Origin of the sequence: Idiomarina loihiensis L2TR, assembly GCF_000008465.1 — a bacterium.
Taxonomy (GTDB): domain Bacteria; phylum Pseudomonadota; class Gammaproteobacteria; order Enterobacterales; family Alteromonadaceae; genus Idiomarina; species Idiomarina loihiensis.
Genome location: NC_006512.1, coordinates 116,627 through 135,659, shown reverse-complemented (window position 1 = coordinate 135,659; position 19,033 = coordinate 116,627). Strand labels below are relative to the sequence as shown.

Annotated in this window: 13 protein-coding genes; 2 read left to right on the top strand and 11 right to left on the bottom strand. The window is 47.9% G+C overall.

All coding sequences use genetic code 11. The features are described from left to right. Positions 1–117 precede the first annotated feature (117 nt). On the bottom strand, positions 118–1,467 hold the full coding sequence (locus tag IL_RS00620) for a DASH family cryptochrome (RefSeq protein WP_011233385.1): 1,350 nt from the start codon (positions 1,465–1,467) through the stop codon (positions 118–120). An 87-nt stretch (positions 1,468–1,554) separates the two neighbouring features. Between IL_RS00620 and IL_RS00615 the strand changes: the two genes are divergently transcribed. Beyond that, positions 1,555–2,010, top strand: coding sequence for a DUF3429 domain-containing protein (locus IL_RS00615; RefSeq protein ID WP_011233384.1), 456 nt, complete (start codon positions 1,555–1,557; stop codon positions 2,008–2,010). A gap of 14 nt (positions 2,011–2,024) precedes the next feature. Here the strand turns inward: IL_RS00615 and IL_RS00610 are convergent, their stop codons facing one another. The 8 genes from IL_RS00610 to IL_RS00575 form a co-directional block, all read right to left on the bottom strand. Beyond that, entirely contained in the window at positions 2,025–4,244 is a 2,220-nt protein-coding gene (locus IL_RS00610; protein WP_011233383.1) for a glycosyltransferase, read from the bottom strand. After that, positions 4,241–5,305 (bottom strand): lysylphosphatidylglycerol synthase transmembrane domain-containing protein, encoded by a 1,065-nt coding sequence (locus IL_RS00605; protein ID WP_011233382.1) that lies wholly within the window; start codon positions 5,303–5,305, stop codon positions 4,241–4,243. The genes IL_RS00610 and IL_RS00605 overlap by 4 nt, the downstream gene beginning before the upstream one ends. An 85-nt stretch (positions 5,306–5,390) precedes the next feature. After that, positions 5,391–7,373 carry a metallophosphoesterase gene (locus IL_RS00600; protein WP_231378608.1) on the bottom strand — a complete coding sequence of 661 codons (1,983 nt, stop codon included), beginning with the start codon at positions 7,371–7,373 and terminating at the stop codon, positions 5,391–5,393. A gap of 3 nt (positions 7,374–7,376) precedes the next feature. Beyond that, positions 7,377–10,199, bottom strand: coding sequence for a TonB-dependent receptor (locus tag IL_RS00595; RefSeq protein WP_011233380.1), 2,823 nt, complete (start codon positions 10,197–10,199; stop codon positions 7,377–7,379). 143 nt (positions 10,200–10,342) lie between these two features. Then, on the bottom strand, positions 10,343–11,077 hold the full coding sequence (locus IL_RS00590) for a HugZ family protein (protein WP_011233379.1): 735 nt from the start codon (positions 11,075–11,077) through the stop codon (positions 10,343–10,345). Positions 11,078–11,090: 13 nt separating this feature from the next. Further along, complete coding sequence (locus IL_RS00585; RefSeq protein ID WP_011233378.1) at positions 11,091–11,867, bottom strand: heme ABC transporter ATP-binding protein; 777 nt, start codon at positions 11,865–11,867, stop codon at positions 11,091–11,093. Then, positions 11,860–12,876, bottom strand: a complete 1,017-nt coding sequence (locus tag IL_RS00580) for a FecCD family ABC transporter permease (protein WP_011233377.1) — start codon at positions 12,874–12,876, stop codon at positions 11,860–11,862. Before IL_RS00580 ends, IL_RS00585 begins: the two co-directional genes overlap by 8 nt. Before the next feature lie 4 nt (positions 12,877–12,880). After that, a complete protein-coding gene (locus tag IL_RS00575; protein ID WP_011233376.1) occupies positions 12,881–13,747 on the bottom strand; it encodes a heme/hemin ABC transporter substrate-binding protein in 867 nt (288 codons plus the stop codon). 139 nt (positions 13,748–13,886) lie between these two features. Here IL_RS00575 and IL_RS00570 point away from each other — a divergent pair, with 139 nt between their 5' ends. Continuing rightward, positions 13,887–16,004: a TonB-dependent hemoglobin/transferrin/lactoferrin family receptor gene (locus IL_RS00570; RefSeq protein WP_011233375.1), complete on the top strand. Its 2,118-nt coding sequence runs from the start codon at positions 13,887–13,889 to the stop codon at positions 16,002–16,004. Between the two features lie 114 nt (positions 16,005–16,118). Here IL_RS00570 and IL_RS00565 read toward each other — a convergent pair whose 3' ends face one another. Both IL_RS00565 and IL_RS00560 read right to left on the bottom strand, forming a co-directional pair. Further along, complete coding sequence (locus IL_RS00565) at positions 16,119–18,020, bottom strand: cytochrome c/FTR1 family iron permease (protein WP_011233374.1); 1,902 nt, start codon at positions 18,018–18,020, stop codon at positions 16,119–16,121. Positions 18,021–18,134: 114 nt separating this feature from the next. Continuing rightward, on the bottom strand, positions 18,135–18,809 hold the full coding sequence (locus tag IL_RS00560) for an SDR family oxidoreductase (RefSeq protein ID WP_011233373.1): 675 nt from the start codon (positions 18,807–18,809) through the stop codon (positions 18,135–18,137). Between the last annotated feature and the right edge of the window lie 224 nt (positions 18,810–19,033).

The following is a 19,033-nucleotide window of genomic DNA, read 5'->3' as shown; positions in this document are numbered from 1 at the left end:
GGTGGTGTGCCCAAAAACCGTAGCGCCGTTATAAATCAAAGGGGCGAAATAGTATCGGCTGACTTTCCCTAAGGCAACTTAAACTCATGCGCCAGCCTCAACGGCTTTTAGTTATTTTCACCGCACCGGCCAGTCTGCGGCATCAACGCTGTCTATGGGCTGCCCGGACAAGTCGCCGGCCCAGCGCTCAATAAACTCATTATCCGGGTCGTAGCGTTCGGTCTGCTTTTCCAGGTTAAACTGACGATGCCCTCTGGGGTCGGCTCCCACACCCGCAAGATACTGCCAGTTTCCCCAGTTGGAGGAAACATCGTAATCAATCAGCTGCTGTTCAAAATAGGCAGCGCCGTAGCGCCAGTCCAGACTCAGCTCGTGCACAAAACAACTGGCAACCAGTTGGCGCCCCCGGTTCGACATATAACCGGTGGCATTCAACTGCTTCATGCAGGCGTTAACTATAGGATACGGCGTATTGCCAGAGCACCATTTCTGAAACCTTTCAGAATAAAAGCTGGTTTTGGGTGACTTACCGGAGAGGCCGGAAAAAGCGAACAGGCGTTTCCCGTGCTTCAGTGCGTACCAGAAGAAGTACTCGCGCCACAATAATTCAAAACTTATCCAGTAGCTGGATTCATTCTCACCAAACTCTGTTTCATACGCCCTTAACGCCGCCATTATTTGCCGGACAGAAAGACAACCCTGCGCAAGCCAGGGCGAAAACTTAGTCGAACTCGAAAAGTCGTCTAAGGCATTTCGTGTTTGTTTATAAGTGCCTGCTGACTCACCGGAGAAGTAGCTTGTTAAATGCGTTAAGGCGGCTCTTTCTCCACCTTCAAAGTCATCTGACGCCAATTCATTCAGAGTTTCAGCCTTGAACCCCGGATAACTGATGTTCTTCGGTAATGAAGGCAAAGCGTTTACCGGCTGCACCGAAAAGTTACGGCTCAACGGCTCTACTTTTTTCCGAAACTGAGAAAAGGTTTCCGGCAAGTCCGCTAGCTCAAACGGCAGTTCCTGCTCTGAAAACAAGGTGTTGTTTGGTGTTTCATGAAAAGGCAGAAACGGAAACCGTTGCTGCAGCAAACCCAGTTGAAGCCGTTCATAGTAACCCTGATGCTGGCTCAGGAATATCGCATCCACCTGACGTTCGGAAATGAGTTCGGTTAAAATTCGGTCAAATGTCCCAGTCAAAACAATAAGTTTTTGTCCACGCATTTCCAGCTCGGTTCGCAGTTGCTTTAAGCTCTGCTGCAAAAAGGTAAAACGATGTTTACCCATTGCCGGAATACCATAATGACCGTACTTATTCTGTGTCGGATTAAAACAAAAGCAGCAGATAAGTGTTTCACTGCGCTGCGCGGCCTCATAAAGCGCCAGGTTGTCTTCAACCCTGAGATCATTCCGAAATACAAATAGGCCTAACCGATAATCTGCCATAATGAATACGAGTTGTTGTTTAGTATTCATTACATAAGTCATTTAGAATTGGACTAAACGTAAATTGAACAATGACCGTAAAATAATAATAACTGACTTCTGGTGGACTCATTTTTTATGAACAAAGGTAAAAACTGGCTAATTTATACTCTGGGCTTTTTAGGGCTTATTCCCTTTCTGGCATCGTCGCTTGCGGCTTTAATGCATACCGGAACCTGGTGGGGAATTTCACCTTTAGAGTTTTTAATTACTTACGGCGCTGTTATTCTCAGTTTTCTGGGCGGTACTCTATGGGGCCGGGCACTGCACCGCGCGGAAAGCGAAAAAACCACAGGTTTACTGTTATTAAGCAATGTTTTCGCTTTAGCGGCCTGGTTCACAATTTTAATTAACGCACCGGCCTGGTCATTAGGTATGCAGATGGTGGGCTTTGCCTTGGTTCTGTACTTTGAACAAAAGCTGGCTCGCAGTTCGGCTATGACAGCTTATATGGGCTACTACCGTATACGGGTGTTATTAACGACCATTGTCATCGTCTGCCAATTACTGGTCTTTGGTAACCACATTTTGTAGCGCTAGCTGCAGCGCTATTTTTTCTCGTGATACCGAGCCAGAGTTTCCGCGTAAATATGGCGTACGTCATCACTGAATTTTTCCACCGAATAATCACGGGCAAAAGCCAGAGCATTTTCTGCCAGGCTCTGGCGTAACGCCTCGTCATCCAGTAACTGTTTCACCCGCTCACACCATAAAGCCTGCTTAGCCGGTGTCTTAAAACCGTTATGCCCGTCTTCAACAACATCGTCGATACCGCTAGAGCGCACCGCAACCACGGGTAAGCCCGCAGCCATAGCTTCCAGAATGACCATGCCCTGAGTTTCTGACTGCGAGGCAAATAGGAAAGCGTCTCCTAGCTGATACCAGGCGGCCATTTGCTCAGGCGGAACTGAGCCTACCAGAGTAATGTACTGCTGCAGTTTCATGTTATCGATGCGTTCCTGTAACCGGTGGCGTTGATGACCGTCGCCCACAATCAGCAAGCGGAACGGCTTATCGGTTTGATCTTTCAGTTGCGCCACCGCCTCTATCATAAAGTCGATATTTTTCTCATTCGACAACCGGGACACACTAACAAATACCGTTTCATCCCCTAGCTTTTGTTGCTGGCGCAGCTCCTCTATTTGCTTGTCGTCAACTTGCTGGAAACGCTCAAACTCAATACCTGTTGGCTGTACAAAGGTCGGCTTCTTAACCCCTATCATACGCAGGTATTCTTCCGTCGATTGCGTCGGCACAATTACGCCATCGCATTTGTTGGCAAAGCGACGCACCAAAAAGTGCGCAATAATATTGCGGAACAACGAACCGGGTAAAAACACAAAGTGCGCATAATGTTCTAGCCGCGTGTGATAAGTATAAACCACTGGCACTTTCAGGCGACGCGCAATAAAGACCCCAAGCGAACCTATCCAGAACGGATGGTGAACGTGAATAATATCCGGTTTAAAGGCTTTAACCTTTTTACGCACGGCACCGGAGAAAATATTGGCAAACTGAAACTCACTCTTTTCACCAAAAGAAAACAGCGACGGCATACGCACCACATGCTCTTCTTTTTCACTACTTTGCTGATAGCGCGGCGCAACAACCAATACCTTATCTTTGAGCTTAACTAATCCCAGACGCAGGCGCTCGATAGAAATTGGCACACCACCGATAAAAGGCAGATAGTTATTCGTGAACATGGCCACGCGCAACGGCTTTTTGAACCAGGGCTGCGGGTCAATATCGTAGTCCGGGTAGTAATCTTTACCGACGAATACCGCGTTGTACAATTTGGTACTAATAACCAAAAACAGGCTCACCAGCAGAATAAAATTCAGGTAGCCCACGTAAAATAACGAATGAATAAAGAACCACAGGCTTTCCAGCTGTTTCAGAATGGGGTGCTGACCAATTTCCAGCTCTTCAACAGAGTGCTCAACCGAGCCATCGGCATTCACTGTTACTTTCACATAATGATAAAAGCTTTCATCCTGATTCAGTACCAGACCACCCGCACCACCGGTAGTGATATAGGGAATACCGTTGTGCTCACGCTCTGAGTAAATAGAGATATTGGATGAAAAGACGCGATCAACACCGAAGTTGCTTATTGTCTGCAGTAACGCATGACGGAACTCCATGGGTTGCAGGAAATCGTCCTCCTGGGCTAAAAAAAACTCTTCTTCAGGCTCTAAAGGTGGGTGACCAATAAAAACAAAGCGATGCTTTGAATCGTCGGCTTTAAGAATATCGGTTAACCAGCGAAGCTGCCATTGCCATGGCGTTTTTCCCGTGCTGTCTAAGAAAATAAAGCGGCTGTCATCGGCAGTAAAACTGAAAAAATGCGGACCGTAATGGTCATAAAAGCGGAAGCTGCCAAACTCTTCATACTCATTGTTACCGAAGGTCAGTAAATACGGCATATCCAGCCGCGACAGAGTACCTTTTATTGCCCGGTATTTGTCTTCTCCTCCACTGCTCACAGCATTCCCCGCAGACACTAAAAAATCAATGTCGGTGTCGTTCAACATAGGAATAATGCGACGCTCGAAAATACCAACCGAATTATTGATATTACCCACGACAGCAAAGCTGTAACTGTCCTGTCCTTCCAGCCGGGCACTAATGTCTGAGAGCTGTTCGGTATGCTCCGCCTCAAATTCAGAAGTCACCAGGTTCAAATAAATTTTATAGCCAATAAGCCCAACCACAACCGCAATGTTGAGGTAAAACAGGACTTTCAGTAACTTGGTTTTATTCATTGTATGCCCTGCACTTTAGCCGACTGAACTAAGTAGCGCTGTAAAATAAAGAGTCCCAATAACATACCAAGATAAATGGTTAAAAAGCGCCAGCTAAAGGTGACTAACAGTAAATGGTTATTGGCTAAAATGTCATTAAAAAAGCTACCAAACACACCTTCGGAAATTCCAGAAGCACCGGGCGTTGGCGCGAAATACATGATAAAGGTGGTAACCACCAGCAGTCCCAGGCTGACGAGGTAATCAACGTCGTATCCTAAACCCCACATTAGCAGCGCGGGAAAACTGAATAAGCTGAGCAGAAAAACGACGGTGGACAATACCGACAGCGCAATAGCCACTTTAGAGCCGCGACAATACTCCGAAAAACTCCGGGAGAAACGCAGCATTTCGCGGCGAGTTTTGTATTGCCAGCGCAGATGACGCTCAGGACTAATCAGTTGCAGCTTATGCACCGCTTTACATAAATAGCTTAGCGGCCCAATTAACCAATGTGCCCGCAACAAAACCACCGCGAAGAAGAGCAGATAAAGCACAATGAAAACGGCAAGAGCCGTACCAATTTCACCAATAATAGCTTTGTTCTGCAGTGGCTCCAGCACCAGCAAGAACACCGGCGTCAGCGAAAAAATAAAGAAAATAGCCAACACCGTACGAATAGTAGTGGCAGCGGTCGCCCGCCCAATAGGCACGCCGTGCTCGTGTAAGAACCAAACCTGCGCGAAACCGCCACCAGTGGCCATAGGGGTAATATTGGAGAAAAAGATATTAATAAATACCAGTTTAGCCATGGCTTTTTTAGGAATACGGTAACCCAGAGCGCGCAAAGTGTAGTAAAGCCGCAAACCGTCGGCGGCGAAGTAAACCAGTAACAGCAAGACTGCGGCACTTAAAACTTCAGGGGCAAACAAACGAAAATCGAAGGTTAGGCTGCGACCGGAAAAGTGGTCATAAATGGCGTAAAACCCGGCAGCCGTGAGTAAAACAAATAACACACTAAATAGCGTTAAGCGTTTCCACGAGGCTTTGTATTGTTTTTCTTCTTCCGCTGAAGCTGCCATCTTGCTGCCGTTTACTCCCCACAAAGCCTAAAGATTAAGGATTATGGAGTTGTGGGGAGGGGATGTCAAAAACCCTTACATTAACTTAACGGCTAAGCTCACCCGATTGCCAGTCTATAATGAAATTATCGTCAGGCTCACCTTCTTGCAGCGCAAGGAAAATATCCAGCACCGGTCCGAAACGATGCGCCAGAGCAGCCGCCAACTGGTGTTTACTCTCGGTTTCCTGAACCACTTGTTCAGGCGCCTTAACCTTTTTCGCGAGCTCGCTTAGGCTAACGGCAAGTAACTGATACTGACGCAAACGGGACTTCGAAATATCCTTGAGTGCTAACCGGCCAGCATTACGAATGCGGTAGAAATCGACCGCAAATTCAAAGCCCGTCCACTGCGAAAAGTCTGACGGTTTGAAGCCTTTAGAGCGAGCTAAAGACTCGCCTGCTGCTTTAGCCTCCGGCCAGGATCTCTGCTCTGTCAGCTGCGATAATGACAACAGTTGCTCGCCGTTTAGAGAAAACACCCAGTCACGTAAATCAGCCGGCCAGTCGTCAGGAAGAAAACGCTGGCGGGTCAATTCGCGAATATGCCAACTGGTAAATTCCTGATAATTTTTTGCCGTTAAAACCTCTTTGTCCCAGAGTTTATCCGCCTCTGTCGACAGCAGCTGCTGGTACTCTTCTCTATAGTGCTCAAACAGTTCGTTAAAACGCGGAACCTCTTTAATAACAATGGTTTCAACTGCTAGCGAGCCCGACTTACCAGGCCTTAAAACTTTATACGCAGGCACATAAGCCGCAAGTGACGGTGCTTGTATATTCACTAAAAACTGTTCGCCGCTGCGGGTAACGCCGGTGTCGTTCATATGCATATGACCGCCCACGTGTACTTTGAGCCCGGTTTCGGCTAGCAGTTTACTAACAGAGTCATCTGGCCGCCTCGCCAGTTGAAACGTCGCCTCACCGAATAATTCAGATATCGTGTCAGACTGTCCGTCATAAAACTCTGTCATAGGAAAATGGCTAAAAGCTAACAGCGTTTTTCCCCGCTCGTCGGCTTGCTTTACAATATCCTTTATCCAGCCCATTAAATGCTTTTTATGCGTCAACACTTTGTTATAGCCAGCGTTACCGGAGCCATGAAAGTCATTAGCCGATAACGACTTCTTGCCTGTCTGCGCTTTAGGAATATAAACATTGGCGTCTATGGCCAGTAACCACAAACCCTCAACCGGCTCCACCAGATAACTGGCATCGGTAATTTCCCCGCAGTTAACCGCGTTTTCAGCCTTAAATTCGCCACCGCTGCCGTTGCTGCAAATTTCGTATTGTCTTGCAGTGAGTTCAGCGCTGGCTTTTCCCTTAGCTAAGTCATAATCTTCGTAGCTGTAACCGCTAAACGGCGTTTCCCAGTAGATATATTCCGGCTGCGGCGAAAATCCGTGCTCGCCCAATATCGATAAAACACCTTTATACCCGAGTTCCTGCACTTCTTCTGTGCAAATGGTCGGCAGCGGGTTTTCGGTTTTAATAACCGCCTGCTTGCCTTTATACCCGGTACATTCTGCGGCACCTTTGCTGAATATTCGCTGTCGGTGGCCGTCTGTGCCCAAATAATCCGGTTTACCGGCGGGACGACTGAAAGGACGAACCGGGTCATGGTTTCCCGGTGCCGCAAAAAATCGCATATCGTACTTCTGCTGATAATGCTTGAGTATTTTCTGCAGCCCGCGCAAGTGCACCTGTTGTCCGTCATCGCTGAAGTCGCCGGGAAGCGCAATGAGTTTAATCCCTCTGGCTGCCGCATCATCTAGCGCGGCAAGCAGTGCGAAGTAGTTTTCGTTAAACAGACGGGTAGAATGCAGTTGAGCCTGCATAGTGCGGATAGTCGCGTGATCCTTACTACGAGAGTTCGGCAAGCCTTTGAACGAACCGTCGTTAAAGTCGGCATAAACATCGTGAAAGTGAATGTCCGGCATAAAAGCAACTGCCGGAACCTCTTTATTGTCAGCTTTGACTTGCGCTGCCATAAACAGCAGCGCAAGTAACATCGTACTTAATAAACACTTCATAGCTTAGATACTGCCGCGAATGCCCAGGCTTATCCGACGTCCCGAAAACTCATACATGGTCGGGAATTTAGGGTCCATCGTATAGCCTTTAGTCGCTTCGTCGGTTACGTTAATTCCTTCAACCACCACTTTAATTGAGTCGTTAATTTTGTAACCTAAAGAGACATCAACCTGACCGTAGGCGTCGCGGTACACTGGGTACATACTACGTTCGATACGCTCCACGTAGTCGTCTTTGTAATTGTATGAAACCCGTGCATCAAAGCTATTGTTCTCATAATAAGCGGTAAAGTTATAGGTGGTTTCAGCCAACCCCGGCGGTGGTGTTGGAATACCCAAATCAGACGACCCCGTTAACGAATTGTCCAGCTTGGTGTAGTTAGAGTTAATGCCAAAACCTTCTAACGACGAATGCAGCGCTTTAAGCGGGAACTGAGCAATTAATTCAATTCCCGATACATCGTAAGAACCTTCATCGTTCACCTTCTGATACACGTCAAAGTCATAAACGCCATCCAGAGTGCCGTTATCATTGTATTTGGTCACGTCTTTTACAACCCCGGTTAAAGACTCACGGACGACGCCTTCAACGGTTTTGTCAAAATAGGAAGCAGCCAGAATACCACCGTTATCTAAGTACCACTCAACACCAAGCTCCCATTGGTCGGCGTAAGTCGGTTTCAAATCAGGGTTACCATCGAAGTATTTGAACTCGTTGACACTGACTGTCCGTTTATAGGCAATGTCGCCTAATGCAGGACGAATAAAGGTTTCGGAAGCAGCAGCTCGCAGCAAAACGCTGTCACTTAGTTCAACCACCATATTCAGGCTGGGTAAAACCTCTGTATAGCTCCCTTTTTTAGACACGGGCTCATCTGTGTAACCCGTGCTGCCGTCAGGCATCTGAACCTGATGGTAACCAAAAGACAAAACAGAGGTATCAACAGCGCGCACGCCTGTGTTCAGAGACACTGGGAACTGGCCGATATTAAATTCAAAATCTGCCATTGCGTAAATGCTCAGCACTTCCTCGTCCACGCGGTAAAACTGGTTGTCCTGGAACGGCACATTAAAGCCGTCGTAACGAAATTCATTACGCGCATAGCCATTAGAGACCTGACTCCAGCCACCTTTCCCTTCAACTTCCGGCAAGTAAGCGCCGCCTGGTACTAAGTCTGAAATCAGCGTCAACTCGCTGTCCTCTAACGTTCGCTCACCACTCCAGGAGCTGTCTCCCGCAGTTGGTCCTTTTACCTGAACATTGCCCAGGTTCCGCTCTTTAGACTTGTCTGTGTAACGCGCGCCGAACTGGACCTTAGCTAATGCAGGAAAGGCATCCCAGAAAATACCGCGGCTGAAGTCAAATTGTGCGGCGTATTTATCGTCGGTAATCTCTTCAAGGTCAACATCGTAGAAATCAAACAAGTACGAACCGGGCGAATTATACATATCGATAGTGTCAGGATTATCGCTCGGAATAGTTTCACCGCCAGTGCTGGTGTAACGCGTTCTGGATGGCGCATAAGCCGTATGTTTTAGGTTAGTGCGGTCCGACGTTTTCTCAGCCCCAGAATACCCCATCAACCCGGTAACCGTCCATTCGCCAAGCTGCCAGTCTAGCGACAAACTTAACTGACTAAAGTCCGTTTCGTGTACGTTTTCTTTGCTTAAAAACTCGTGCTGCGTTGCAGCATAAGACACATCTGAAAGCACCACCATGCCGTACTCAGAGAAGGTCGTGTCATCGTATTCGTGAATGCGTTCTAACGCACTGACGCTTGAGGCTGAATAAGCGGCTGCATCGTATTCGTCCTCGGTATTGTCATAACCGCCTAACATGGCATCAAGCGTTAGGCTGAAGTCATTACTGGGCTTGTATTGGATAGACGCTGTGGCACCCCACTTTTCCTGCTCGTTTAAATAAGCACGGTCACCGACCTTGTTCATAAAAACCGCACGGCCGGTTTCGTCACTATCTAACGGATCATCAATAACAACGCCAGTGTCTCGTTCCAGCACGGCAATGGTTTGGTCGGATTGCCACTGTGAATCACCGGACTTTTCAGTCCAGCGTGACAGTGGTCGGAAATCGATGCCGGAGTTAGAATCGGTTCGGTTGGTGCGTTCGCTACGTGAAAACGATACCAACGCGCCCCAGTCGCCGAAGGTGTCACTGGCAAGGAAAGAGAACTTCGGGTCAACCTCTTCTGAAATAGAGTTGTGAGCCGCTTCTACCGAAGCCACAAGCTGTGTTTCATCGTAATCAAACGGTCTGGCAGTGGAGATAAGCACAGAGCCTGCAATACCGCCTTCTTCATCAGCCGCCGTTGGCGACTTTTTCACGGTTACTGACTGGATAATTTCGGATGCGAAAATATCGAATTCAACATCACGCCCGCCACTACCCGAGGCCGTAGCCAGGCCGTTAATGGATACATGGGTAAACTCTGTCGGCAAACTGCGAACGTTGACTCTTGAACCCAGCCCTTTGTTACGCTCAATCGTCACCCCTGGCATGCGCTGTAAAGCTTCTGCCAGGTTTTGTTCAGGGAAGTCAGCAATATCTGTCGCGACTATCGAATCAGAAAAGCTGATGTTGGAGCGTTTGATATCAACCGCTTTTTCCAGACTTTTAACGTAGCTCCCGCTAACTGCAATCACTTCAATATCGTCTTTTTCAGCACTATCATTTTCGTTCAACTCCTGAGCCTGAAGCGCATAGGCCGATGAACTTAATGCCATACCCAGTAAAACCTGTTGTACTGCCTGACTCAGTTTTGTTTTTTTACTGACTGAGTTTTTATTACGATATTTTCGTGCTTTCATTAACAAAATCCTATTAATAGTGAGTGACTGCCAGGGTTGCTACCAAACGAAAGCACGTATGATAGATGTGGTAGTGTTTCAATAGGATTTCGTTTAACTTACAGTTTTATTAAGCTTATTGTATTAAGGTATTAATTCAAAAGTCAGGCTGCAATAACATTTCGGGCCGCATTGGTCATTTTCACTAATTGCTTTCTGACCTCACCAGAGGTCACACAGTCCGTTTCAAAAGGAATGAAAACACTGCGTTCATCGGCAATTAGATGGAACCCGTCCGGATAAATACTGCTCATTTTGACGCTACCTGCATAGTTCCTGAACTCCACTTTCTGGTGGCGCAAAATAAGGCCACAAGCGTCAGCATGGTCATCATTCATATGCTGGATCATCTGCAATGCGTCTGTTGAATTCCATTGGGGTTCAGGTAGCAGCCATTCAGCAGGGTTTATCCAGAAAATTTTGCCGAAGCCACCAATATAACGAATGTGCTCAACGTCCATTTGCCAGAATTTAAAGTCATGAGCATTGCGATAACTTAAAGCGTCGGGGAAACGCTGGAAGTACAATTCCCCTAAAGACTCATCCACTAAAAACCGGGCATTTCCTGTTAACGTCAGTCGCCCGTGAGTATTCTGGTCACCGCTTTCAGCCGCATCGAACACGGTAATACTTAAACGGTTATCTACTGATAAATTACGGGCATGCTGGGCAATATCAGACACATAAAATATGACCTGACCTTCTGCAGAAAGCATAAACGGTGATACCGAGCCGAACGGATATCCCATTAACTTCTTCGAGATAGTGGACAGCACTGCAGTATCGCTATTTTGTGCTAGTACTCGCGCTTCCCGCGCCGCTTTTATTCGTTCATTCATTATAAAATACTCCCTAATGTCTTGGCTCGGTGAAAATCATTGGCTTTAAAAAGCTTGGATGCGAGCTGACGTGCACCGGTGTACGATAGGTTCTTTCCAGAATATCTTCCCGAAAAACACTCTCGGGACTGTCAACATGCTGAATACAGTTATTGCCTAAAACTATGACCTGGTCGGCATACAACGAGGCCAGGTTTAAATCGTGCATAACCGACAGAACCAGGTTGCCTTTTTGGCTGAACGACTTAATTTCATGCAACACCGCATGTTGATGATACACATCCAGTGCGGAGGTCGGCTCATCCAATAGCAACAATTGTTCGCCAGGCAAATCTTTATCTAACTGACATAAACACCGGGCTAAATGTGCCCGCTGTTGTTCACCACCAGACAAGGTTTCAATGCCACGCTCCCCCATTGGAGTTAAATCAAAGCGGCTTAACCATTGGGTTGCGCGTTGCTCCGCATCGGCATCAGACTCCTGTGACCAGTATCGTCCCATGGCCACCAGTTCCTTAACCGATAACCCTTCAGGCGCGGCCTGGTGCTGCTCCATAACCGCCCTTATCGGCGCCAGTTTCAAAGCATCCCACGAGTTCAGTTCTCTTCCATTTAAGTAAATAGAACCGTTATAAGGAAGCTCCCCTGCTAACATATTTAAAAAGGTGGACTTACCCGCACCGTTTTCGCCGACAATGGCAACAAATTGGTGGGCTTCTAAACTTAGGTTCAGTGACGTTAACACTTGCTGCCGACCAATAGATAGATTCGACACATCGATATCAAGCATAAAACCTCCGTCGTTGCTTCATAAGCAAATAAATAAAAAATGGCGCGCCGATAGCCGCTGTAATAATGCCAATAGGTAATTCCGCCGGAGCAACCAGAGTTTTTGCCAACCAGTCAGTAAGCACTAAAATGGCTGCGCCAAACAACATGGATACCGGCATTAACCAGCGCACATTAGCGCCAACCAGCATTCGTGCAATGTGGGGAATAATCAGTCCGATAAAGCCAATCATGCCGGTTAAGGCAACAGCTCCGCCTACACCAAGTGCAACGAAAAAAATTATCCGACGCTTCAGAGTGCCGACATTAACGCCCAGGTAACGCGCTTGTCGTTCACCTAAAAGCAGAGTGTTAATTGCCCGGCGGTGAATAAAGAGTGCAACGCAGCTAACGCCCATAAACAAAAAGCCAAGTGGTAACTGTTGCCAGTCGGCTCCGGCCAGAGAGCCCATCTGCCAGAAACTCATAAGCCTCAGGGCGTCATCGTTAGCGTAGTAGCTGAGCAACCCGAGAATGGAACCGGCCAGCGCATTGATGGCAACACCTGCCAGCAGTAAGGTGGCAACATGAACTCCGGAACGCCCACCAGCCAAATGGTAAACCACAAAGGTGGTCAGCAGAGCGCCGGTAAAAGCCGCGCCGGAAACCCAAAGCTGTCCCTGTAACCCGAACTCGGGACCTAAGGCAATAACTGCCAGTGCGAATACAGCCGCTCCCCCCGAAATACCAATGAGCCCGGGATCAGCCAGCGGATTACGACACAAGGTTTGCATTGCAGTACCACTCTGCGCCAACACCGCGCCCACCATTAGTCCTAAAACCAACCGGGGTAACCGAATATCGATTAATACCGTCTTTTGGATATCAGTAGCTTCAGACAAGACTCCCGGTAACCAGATAAAGGGCAACCGCCAGTCCGACATCACCGGTCCGCTGGAAAGCAACAGAACGCTGCTGACAGCAATACCCATAACACCGACGAGTAACCAATAGCGACGTTCAAGCGGCATAGTCTTACTCCCGGCCCGCCGCTAATTCATTGGCAAACTCAGCAACCACTCGTTGCGCCTCTGCAATGCGGGTTGTCATACCCAGCGCCAGCAACGAATCCATAACCAAAACCCGGCAGTTTTTTCCGGCTTCCAGTAGCTTAAGTGCCTGCGCCTGACAAAACGCTTCTTTACTGCCGTGGCTTTTAACCACGTGCTCAGGAGCAACTAAAAAATCAGGCTGTTCTGCCAGTAAATATTCAGTAGAAACGGTCTTGAATCCGACGTGAGAAAACACGTTGTTAATATCGGAGTAACTGAAAAGCAAATCCGGTACTGTATCCGTCCCGGCTGCCACCACGCCTCGCTCTGACGCCTGCAGAACGAACAGAGCCTTCAAAGGCTCTTTACGCGAGCTAGTCGTCGTCAAATCCGACTTGATACCGGCAATCACCTGCTTTCCTTCGGCTTGCGCACCGAAGCGATCCGCCATGTTTTCAATTAGCTCGTACAGCTCCTGAAGCGACGTCGGCTTATCAAATACAACCACAGAAACTCCGGCCCGCTCAATTTGCTGCAAAACTTTATCGCTACCGCCGCCTTCCAGCACCCACAGGTGTTCAGGCTCAAAACTCAGAACGCCCTCAGCGGATAAATTACGGTAGTAACCGACTTTCGGTAACCGGTTAACAGCCGCAGGCGAAGTGCTGGAAGTATCTACGCCAATCAGGCTGTCGTCTTTATGCAGCGCAAACACGATATCGGTTAAGGTTCCGCCTGCGGTTATTAACTGGTTAACGTCCGTATCCAGCGTATCTTCAGCCTGGCCGAACCACGAAAACAACAATAGAAAAGCGGCTCCGGCATGAACCAGAAACTGTCGTCCTGTCATCACAATCAAACTCCTGAATTAGATTTTCTTTTTTGTCCTAAATCAAAAATAGTAACTTTCACTTGCAAATGCAAATCATTTTCGTTTAGATCTTATTGATTTTTTCATACGACGTGTTAATCAGGATTGGAGATGAAAAGTGAATAAAAGACATAAGACAACTCGAGGCTTTGCAAAAAGCTTATTGGCGACAGCCATTTTCGCTACCTTACAAGCCACTGTTTACGCAGCTGACTTGGCAAAACCCACGCTGGAAACCGATGAAATACTGGTAGTAACCGGCTCCCGCAGTAAAGAAAAACTGGAAGATGTTGCCGGTGCAGTTAGCGTGGTGACAGCCGAAGAAATTGATATTCAGGTTAGTAACAGTCTGTCGGATATTTTTCGTTATGACCCCAGCATTAGTTCAACCGGCAGTCAGGGTCAGGCACAAACCCTGTCAATACGTGGCATTGGCGGTAACCGGGTGGTCTACATTAAAGACGGCCGACGCTTAAACGACGCCTATGCCGGCGGTGGCGGCTATCTGGTTGGCCGGGGTTACCTGGATGTCTCACAATTGAGTCAGGTGGAAGTTGCTAAGGCCGCTGCATCGCCACTTTACGGCTCCGACGGGTTAGGTGGGGTTATTGTTCTGACTACGCCTGACCCTGACGATTTGCTACAAGGTGAATCGAACGCACTCTCCCTGCAGGCGGGTTTTGATAGCATTGCAGACGAACGCAGTTTAGGTGTGCAGGCGGCAAAACAGTTTTCCGGATCACAGGCATCCATTCAGCTCACCGCCCGCAAAGGAAACGAAACCCAGAACTACGAGGAGTCGTTACCGGAGTTTGATTACGACAGTGTTGGTGTCCTGGCTAAGTGGGCTATCGCGCTTGAGAATAACAATGAACTTAAGTTTACTCTGGACCATTACCAGCAAAACAATGAGCAGTTGCAGGAGCCGCCGGAGCAAACCGAAGATGAAGACAAACAAACCGCCTTTTCCATCGACTATCTCAATAATAGCAGCAACTGGCTGACCGATACCCAAAACTGGCAATTGTATTTGAGTCATTACGAGCAAAACAGTGACCAGATAGTGCAAGGTGCGGACCAGGGCGGTCCTTATATCGACAATAACGATTACGGCTTTGAACAACGTATTATTGGTGCCCGCTGGCAGGGCGAAACCTTGTTGTCCGGCAACCAAGTGGAACAAGACCTGGTATTTGGGTTCGATGTTGACTACTACGACACTGAGCGACCACGCTTTAAAACTCGCACCGCAGCAGACGGCACCTTACTGCAGGACAACGAACCGCAAAAAGCTTTTCCTGGTGCAGAAACATGGTTAGCCGGGCTCTTCCTGCAGGACAACATTCAACTGAAAGATAGCCCAATTAAATTCATTGCCGGTGTCCGTATCGACCATTACCGCATGACGCCTCAAGACAATGCACTCTACGATATGTCGCTATTAAGTGATGTACGTGAAACGGCTCTGTCACCTAAACTGGCGGCTATATACACTTTCTCAAATGATATTCGAGGATACGTTCAATACGCCGAAGGCTTTAAAATTCCACCTCATGATCAGGCTTACCAGAACCATGGTATCGAACCTTTTTATGCCATATTGCCTAATCCCGACTTAGATCCTGAGAGCAGCCGATCGCTGGAAACCGGCCTGAAATTTGCGGACAACAACACTCGCTGGAATCTGTCAGCCTTTTACAGCAAGTTTGACGACTTTATCGATACTCAGGTCGTCGGAACCAGTCCCACCTACATTCCGGGTGTGGATCGCGTCGAGTACCAGTATGTTAATAAGGACGAAGTGACGATAAAAGGCGTTGAAGCCTCAGTGACTCACTGGCTGAATGACAATATTCAATTGGCTTCGTCAGTGGCCTACACAACCGGCAAGGATGAAACAACAGACGACTACCTGACCACTCTGTCACCGCTTTCCGGTAATGCTTCAGTGGGTTACCACGGCAATGACTGGTATGTACGCGGCGTTGTTACTGCGGTAAATAGCATGAGTCGCGTTCCAACCGATGAATCTATTCAAACACCGGGCTACGCAACCGTTGATATACTGGTCGGTATCTCACTGACAAACTGGCAAGTTAACCTTGCGGCGCGTAACTTAACAGATAAATATTATGTGCCCTACCAGAGCGTGGCAGGACTTCAGAGCGAAGCCTCTACGGAACAGTACAGTCAGCCCGGACGTTCGTTTGGGGTGCAGGTGAAATACACTTTTTAGTCTAAAACAGCCAAAAAAAAGCCCCCAAATATTGGGGGCATAAAAACTTAACCAGGGAGTATAACCAAACAATGTTAAGTTGTGGTGCATGTTAAAGATTAAATATGACAGTTTTTAGACGACTTTATTCAATTTTGATGAAACCTGCCGTTTAAATAAAGCCATCACAAGAATCAAATACACCAATTGCGCACCTAAGGTCTCCCAGCTGGCGTAAATACCCAGCCAGTCGAAGGTTACATCCACTGGAAACGCCGTATGACTAAACCAGGCAGCTTCCTGCAGGGCGCTAACGCCTTTGCCCAGCAAAACAAAGACCAGAGCCAGAATAATGTACGTTGTGAACTTGAAAAACGTATTCATTGGCAGTTTGACTGAGTATTTAATGACAGCCCAGGCCACTACCGCCAGAACCACCAGGCCAAAGACAAAACCGTAGGCGACACTGCTGCCATTGTCCTGCGCCTGCAACAATAAAGACTGATAGAACAATACGGTTTCAAACACTTCTCGATACACAGCTAAAAAGGCAAGGCCGGCAAGACCCCATAAAGCGCCCTGCTTTAGCTGAGTCTGCACTTTTTCCTGAATAAAGCGTTGCCACTGCTGCGACTGGGTTTTGCTGTGCATCCAGTAACCCACATAGAACAGTATGACGGCGGCCAGCAGCGCGGCTCCACCTTCAATAATCTCGCGGCTGGCACCACTAATGCTGATGAAGTATTCCGCCACCAGCCAAGTGCCGACACCCGCAATCAGCGCCGTGATCCATCCCGCGTGCACATAGCGCAGTCCGTCTTTGCGTCCGGAGCGCGCCAGTACTGTGCCAATTGCCAGAACAATGAGTAAGGCTTCAAGCCCTTCGCGTAACAGAATAACGGCACTTGCCGCAAACAATGCGGATTCTGACAGCTTATCTTCCGACAACGTATTCGCCGCGACATCCAGTTCCTGTTGCAACTTCGCAGTCATTTGTTCGACCTGCTGCAGCTTGCCGGGTTTACTGATAACTCCACGCAACGCCATCATGTCACGTTCTATGGTTCGCATTAGCTCCGGAGCTTTGGCATTAAGGGAGTTTTCAGCTAACTCGAAACCATCGAGATACGCCGAAATAGCCAACCGCTTAGCTTCGCTATAATTGTCTTGTTGGTACGCCTTTAAAGCTTGGCCAAGGGTTGTGCGGGCAATTGCAATAGGACTGTTTACTGAGCTTTCAGAAAAGTAATCACGAGCGTGAGTGCGCGAGTAATCAATAGCGTTAGACGAAATGCCGCGCTGCAGTAAGGTATTCGGGCTGTAATTAATCAACTCGCTCAGCGCCACCTTTTGCTCAGAGTCAGCACTGTCATTAAACGCCAGACTGCCCACGTAGAAAGTTAACGCCCACCGCTCTTCTTCACTTAAATGGCTAAAAGACGCCATTGCCGTGCCGTCGATGCCATCGGAAACAGCGTCAAACAACCCAAGTAATGAGCGGTTATTGGCGCGTTCACGGTCGGTAAAGTTAGTGGGGGCAGGCTCCAGCCCGGTAGCACCAGGGCCATCACCCTGACCGGCAGCACCATGACAGGCGGAGCAGTTTTGTTGAAATAACTGCTCAACGTGCTTTTCACTTGCCAGCTTTGACGGGAGGCTTAGCTTTGGCAAAGCCGACAGCAGAGTGTTTCTTAGCTCACTGGTTAGCGTAACCACCGCTTCCGGGTCAGCTTTATCATGAATCAGCTGCTTGAGCTTGTTCACCAACTGACGCATTTCGGCTTGCACCGCCTGCGGCGCCTGTTCAGTTTTTTCACCAATAAGGCCGGCGAACTCAGTCATTTCGCTGTATTCATCGGGATTAATGACTTCACCATTGGCTACCGCTTCGGAATAATCTACGCCAACGTATTCCGCCAGCTGCAATAACTGACGCATGTCAGAACTTTGAGTATCCGCTGAAGAACTGGCCAAAGCCTGACCGGAGAAAAGTAATGTGCCTATTAAGGCAATAGGGAAAAAGAATCGGGAAAACACGAGTACTCCTCAAGGCTCATGTCATAATCAGGCTTAAAATTATACAGGAACCTTGAGAAGTATTAAATGATAACTATTGTTGTTTGTCTTTAAAGTCTCTTAATATGAGCTAAATCAATACGCCGGCATTAAGAACACTTCGCGCACACAATTACGCGGATTCGCATTGATTGAATACAATACCGCATCGGCAACGTCTTCAGGAGCCAGTTTGTCCGGCTTAGGTTCATCGAAGAACGGCGTATTGACCATACCCGGTGCTATGGTTGTGCAGCGGCCGTTCCACTCTTTCATTTCTTCGGCCAGGTTCTGGGCAAAGCCATGAACGAACCACTTAGTCGCACCATAAACCGAACCTTTTAGCGTAATTCGCCCGGCGGCAGAGCCTGTCATTAAAAAGTGACCGGTAGTTTTACGTAAATGCGGTAAGGTCAGTTTCGCCGTGTACAGAAGACCATTGATATTCACATCCACCATAGACTTCCACTCGTCTGGGTCGCCTTCTTCTGTTCCGGCGGTCGAAACCCCGGTTCCGGCGTTAGCGAATACCGCATCCAGCTGACCAAACTTATCAACGCCCTGCTTTACAGCCTCGGCTAACTGGTCATAATTTCCGGCATCGGCAGCCACACCAATAGCATTATCCGCACCAAACTCCTTAACCAGCGCATCCAGTTTTTCTTTCCGGCGCGCCGTTAATATCAGCTTTAATCCTTCTTTCGCCGCTTTTCGGGCACTGGCTTCACCAATGCCGCTTGAGGCACCTGTTATCAATAATACTTTGGACATACTTCCTCCTTAAATTCGTGTTTCTAGCTCTATTGTACTCTTCTAGTTTGCTTAGCGATCAACAACGGATAATAACGCACTGCGCTTTATACCCTTTCGAAGAAAAAACCAACATGATATTGATACTGATTCTCATTTACATTAAAGTAGCATTCTTATTAAGGCTGACTCACAAGCGAAACCATGGAGAACAACAAAGTGACCAGAAAAAATGAAAGAATAAT

Bases quoted from the DNA above. Each gene is read 5' to 3' on its own strand.
- IL_RS00605 (WP_011233382.1), bottom strand. From the start codon at position 5,305: ATGGCAGCTTCAGCGGAAGAAGAAAAACAATACAAAGCCTCGTGGAAA.
- IL_RS00590 (WP_011233379.1), bottom strand. From the start codon at position 11,077: ATGAATGAACGAATAAAAGCGGCGCGGGAAGCGCGAGTACTAGCACAA.
- IL_RS00610 (WP_011233383.1), bottom strand. From the start codon at position 4,244: ATGAATAAAACCAAGTTACTGAAAGTCCTGTTTTACCTCAACATTGCG.
- IL_RS00615 (WP_011233384.1), top strand. From the start codon at position 1,555: ATGAACAAAGGTAAAAACTGGCTAATTTATACTCTGGGCTTTTTAGGG.
- IL_RS00580 (WP_011233377.1), bottom strand. From the start codon at position 12,876: ATGCCGCTTGAACGTCGCTATTGGTTACTCGTCGGTGTTATGGGTATT.
- IL_RS00575 (WP_011233376.1), bottom strand. From the start codon at position 13,747: ATGACAGGACGACAGTTTCTGGTTCATGCCGGAGCCGCTTTTCTATTG.
- IL_RS00560 (WP_011233373.1), bottom strand. From the start codon at position 18,809: ATGTCCAAAGTATTATTGATAACAGGTGCCTCAAGCGGCATTGGTGAA.
- IL_RS00620 (WP_011233385.1), bottom strand. From the start codon at position 1,467: ATGAATACTAAACAACAACTCGTATTCATTATGGCAGATTATCGGTTA.
- IL_RS00585 (WP_011233378.1), bottom strand. From the start codon at position 11,867: ATGCTTGATATCGATGTGTCGAATCTATCTATTGGTCGGCAGCAAGTG.
- IL_RS00595 (WP_011233380.1), bottom strand. From the start codon at position 10,199: ATGAAAGCACGAAAATATCGTAATAAAAACTCAGTCAGTAAAAAAACA.
- IL_RS00600 (WP_231378608.1), bottom strand. From the start codon at position 7,373: ATGAAGTGTTTATTAAGTACGATGTTACTTGCGCTGCTGTTTATGGCA.